Origin of the sequence: Gordonia sp. 852002-50395_SCH5434458 (genome assembly GCF_001665905.1) — a bacterium.
Taxonomy (GTDB): Bacteria; Actinomycetota; Actinomycetes; order Mycobacteriales; family Mycobacteriaceae; genus Gordonia; species Gordonia jacobaea.
Genome location: NZ_LZTC01000062.1, coordinates 1 through 3,608, shown reverse-complemented (window position 1 = coordinate 3,608; position 3,608 = coordinate 1). Strand labels below are relative to the sequence as shown.

The window sequence follows — 3,608 nt, the reverse complement described above, 5'->3', positions numbered from 1 at the left end:
GTTTACCGCGGTAAACCACACGCGAGCACAATCCCCCGAAGTAGCCGGCCACTCAGTGTGGAGGTGAAGCATACGGAAAGGACGTACCCCGTCATGGGTGCAGCAGTGTGGACATTTCTCAATCAGAAAGGTGGCGTCGGCAAGACGACGCTCGCCGTCAACCTCGCGGCAAGCAAAGCCGCACTCCTCCCCCGCCCGGAGACCCAGGACGAATCCCCGGTCCTCGCGGTCAGTGCCGACCCTCAAGGCTCCGCTCTATGGTGGGCTGATCGCGTTTCCGACCTGCCCTTCCGGATCGCGCAAGAATCCAACCCGGCCGTCCTGCGCTCGCTCCGAAAGATTGGAGGGGGTGTCAAACACATCTCCATCGACACGCCTGGCTGGATTGGCGACACTCCCGGCGCAGCAGATACCGGACTCGGCGAGATGTTCGACGCCGTTCTTGGAGTATCGACACTCGTAGTCGTCCCCATCACGCCTCTGCCTCTCTCCTTCGATCCCACCGCTCGAACCATCAGCAAGGTTGTAGAGCCGCGCGATGTCCCCTATGTCGTCGTTATCAACGATTGGGATCCCCGCGACGGACACACTGACCTCGACCAAACCCGAGAGTTCATCGACGCACAGGGTTGGCCGAGCGCAAAGACCGTAGTGCGGCACTACAAAATCCACGCACGCGCAAGCGCCGAGGGGCTGGTCGTGACCGAGTATCCAGCGAACAGAGTAGCCCTACAAGCACGCGAAGATATCAAGGATCTGTGCCTTGAGCTTCAAATGGCGGAGGCCTGACATGGCACGAAGTAGAGTCAGCCTTGCCGATCTTGTGGAAACAGTTGGTGAGAAGTCGCCCGTCGACGGCGACATAGGCACTGACGGACTATTCAGGGCAAACGTCCCTCTGGACCAACTCGCGCCCAACCCGAGAAACCCACGCGACTCTGTCGGTTCCCTCGACGATCTCGCAAGCATTAAAGATCGGCAGCTGCAACCGGCAACGGCAATCAGTCGCGCAGCACACCTGCGCCTCTGGCCCGACGACGAGCCCCAGCTAGGCGACGCCAAGTACGTCGTCGTCATGGGCAACAGGCGACTTGCCGCTGCCCACGAGTATGGTCGCCCAGGCCTGGACATCGTTATCCGCGACTCACTGGCAAGCACATCGGCCGAAGTCATCAGAACTGCCGTAATCGAGAACATCGGCCGACGCGACCTCGACGTGATCGAGGAAGCCCGAGCCGTTCAACTGCTGGTCGAAGAGACCGGCAAAAGCGCCGACGCCGCAGCGCTACTCGGAAAGACGAAAGGTTGGGTATCGCAAAGACTAGCCCTACTGAAGCTCGACCCGCAGATACAGCAATCACTAAGAGCGGGGGAGTATGCAGTACGGGAAGCTAGAGCACTGGCCAACGTCCCGCGTGAGGCGCAAGTCAAAGCATGGCAAGCTGCCCTCGACAAAAAACAAGATCCCAACCGAACCGAGAGCAAACAGGACAGGGGAGTGCCGTCCGTCGACACCATCACCAAATCTGTCACCAAATGCTATGCGGCCGGACCTAAAGCGTTCGCCGAGGCAGCACGAGCAGCTCTCGATGAGTCCGAGCTCCGCGCACTCGTCGCTGCACTCCAGCTCGAGCTCAGTGGAGAGTAACGCCCGGGCGCGACGTCCATAAGCCCTAACGGTCTGTGTTGTTTACCGCGGTAAACAACACAGACCGTCTTCATTCATCCGACATCCTGAACTCCGCACTGGAACCCGTGCCAATGATTTATGTCACTGTGACGAAACGTAGATGTCTACGCGCAATCGTCGCGAGGGCTTGCTGGGGGAGCGGCGGTTCCTATGCGAACGTGTGTGCGATATGATCTAGGCGTGGATGAGGCGCCACACGGGTTAGGCGAGTTGCCTACGGGAAGACCGTCGGTGCCTCATCCCACCGTCTTTCCAGCATCGCTGCGACGAACCCGTCAAGGGTGGTCACTCGCTGCGCCAGTCCGATGCGCGAACGGGCATTCCCTGGATCATGGGGGAGCGCTTGTCGGATGGGATAACCGAGTACCAGCGCCAACCTTGTGCTGGTCATGCAAAGAATGCGGTCACGTCACGTGGCTCACTAATCCGAATACAGGGGAGTAGGAGCATAGTGGCTGAACCCAACGTCGCAGCGGCAGGGCTGGCCGCCGATCGTCGATCACCGATCCGCGCCCGCGTGCAACTTTCTGAGCTGACGTTGATTGTGCGACCATACGGCCGGCCTGGAGATGTGCAGGCGTTCACAGACGACGAGCGGGCCAACGCCGATGACTACGCGGCGACGACAGGTGGCGTCGTCGAGCAGCTCCGCAAATAGGTACACGTCGAGCTGCCTGACCACAGACGAAAGATAGTCACCGACGCCCTCGATGTGCTCGACTTCGGCTCACCTGCCCTCGTCGCGCCCAGCGGTTGGGCGCGCTCACGCAGCAGCAGGTACGCGGGCAACCCCACCGATGCCCCAAGTAGAGACGCGATCGCCACAGCGGTACGAGATCTCGTCGGCAGGCCGTCGTCGATTGCGGCCAGGGCGAGCAACGGCCTCCGATGTCGTCGCCGAAGGGTTTCCGGAGCTGACGCGAGCGCAGTTTGTCGAGTTCTTCTGCGCCACCCATCGCGGCGTGAGCCCCGATACCGAGATGACTCGCATCGAATGGGTCTACCCGCGCCTTGACGGGGACGATCCCGCTACGGTCCAGTGTCACCGTAACTGAAACGGGACACGCTCACGCCTTGGCCAAAGCCGGTGTCAACACCCGGGATTCCGTCGGCGCGACCCTGATGCAAGCTCGCTTTGGGGCGCGCTCACGTCGGGAAACCAGGCGGCGTGCATGCTGGTTCGGTTAGGCGAGCGGGGGAGACGACTGCGTGGCCGGGCGGCTAATGGAACTGTTCGCGGTAGTCGTTCGGCGTCATGCCTGTGATGGTTCGGAAGGTGCGGTAGAACGAGCGTTCGTCGTTGAAGCCCGCTTCCCGCGAGATGTGAGAAATAGACTTTGTGGGGTGGTTGCGGAGCAGGTTCTGTGCGGCTTCAACGCGGGCCCTGCGCAGGTAGTCCATGAGCGTGTAGTCGGTGTCGTGAAAGAGTCGGTAGAGGCTTCTGCGGGACAATCTCACCGCATCGGCGATGCGGTCGGCGTCGAGGTCGGGGTCGGTGAGGTGTGCATGAATGTAGGCGATTACTTGATCGCGACGAAGGAGCGCGGGTATCTCGGCCGGCGGGCGTAGGGGGCTAGTCAGCCGTAGCAAAGACACGGCTAATGAGGCTGCGTGCGGTTCGAGTCGGGCTGCTGCGACGGGGTCGTCGGCCTGGTAGTGGGCCAGTTGGGTGAAGAATGCAGACACAGCGGAGAGAACTCCGGAACACTCCATGGGTGTGGCGAGGATATCGGTGGTGCGGTCCATGCCGGCCAGTGCGAAGGCGCGATCGGCGCTCACCTGGACGACCACCTGCTCGTAGGGTCCATCGGCGCGCATGCGGAACGGCAGGGAGCTGTCGTAGATGAACAGCGATCCGGGTGCGGCGAGGTGGGTGTGGTCGGCCTGCTCGATCAGGCAGCTACCACGGATCTGGAAC

Annotated in this window: 5 protein-coding genes; 3 read left to right on the top strand and 2 right to left on the bottom strand. The window is 61.6% G+C overall.

What is annotated here, in order from left to right:
* Window positions 1–93 precede the first annotated feature (93 nt).
* Together A5785_RS14400 and A5785_RS14395 are read left to right on the top strand one after the other, a co-directional pair.
* Window positions 94–789: a ParA family protein gene (locus tag A5785_RS14400; protein WP_064867131.1), complete on the top strand. Its 696-nt coding sequence runs from the start codon at window positions 94–96 to the stop codon at window positions 787–789.
* The gene (locus tag A5785_RS14395; protein ID WP_231894076.1) at window positions 764–1,648 is read left to right on the top strand and encodes a ParB/RepB/Spo0J family partition protein; all 885 of its coding nucleotides are present in this window, start codon (window positions 764–766) and stop codon (window positions 1,646–1,648) included. Before A5785_RS14400 ends, A5785_RS14395 begins: the two co-directional genes overlap by 26 nt.
* 256 nt (window positions 1,649–1,904) lie before the next feature.
* On the opposite strand, the gene A5785_RS23300 is transcribed toward A5785_RS14395, so the two are convergent.
* A complete protein-coding gene (locus A5785_RS23300) occupies window positions 1,905–2,081 on the bottom strand; it encodes a hypothetical protein (RefSeq protein ID WP_156525481.1) in 177 nt (58 codons plus the stop codon).
* 60 nt (window positions 2,082–2,141) lie between these two features.
* On the opposite strand from A5785_RS23300, the gene A5785_RS14390 reads away from it, so the two are divergent.
* Window positions 2,142–2,348, top strand: coding sequence for a hypothetical protein (locus tag A5785_RS14390; protein WP_064867127.1), 207 nt, complete (start codon window positions 2,142–2,144; stop codon window positions 2,346–2,348).
* A gap of 563 nt (window positions 2,349–2,911) precedes the next feature.
* Here the strand turns inward: A5785_RS14390 and A5785_RS14385 are convergent.
* Window positions 2,912–3,608 (bottom strand): helix-turn-helix domain-containing protein (locus A5785_RS14385; protein ID WP_064867125.1); only part of this gene is annotated, 697 nt, incomplete at its 5' end.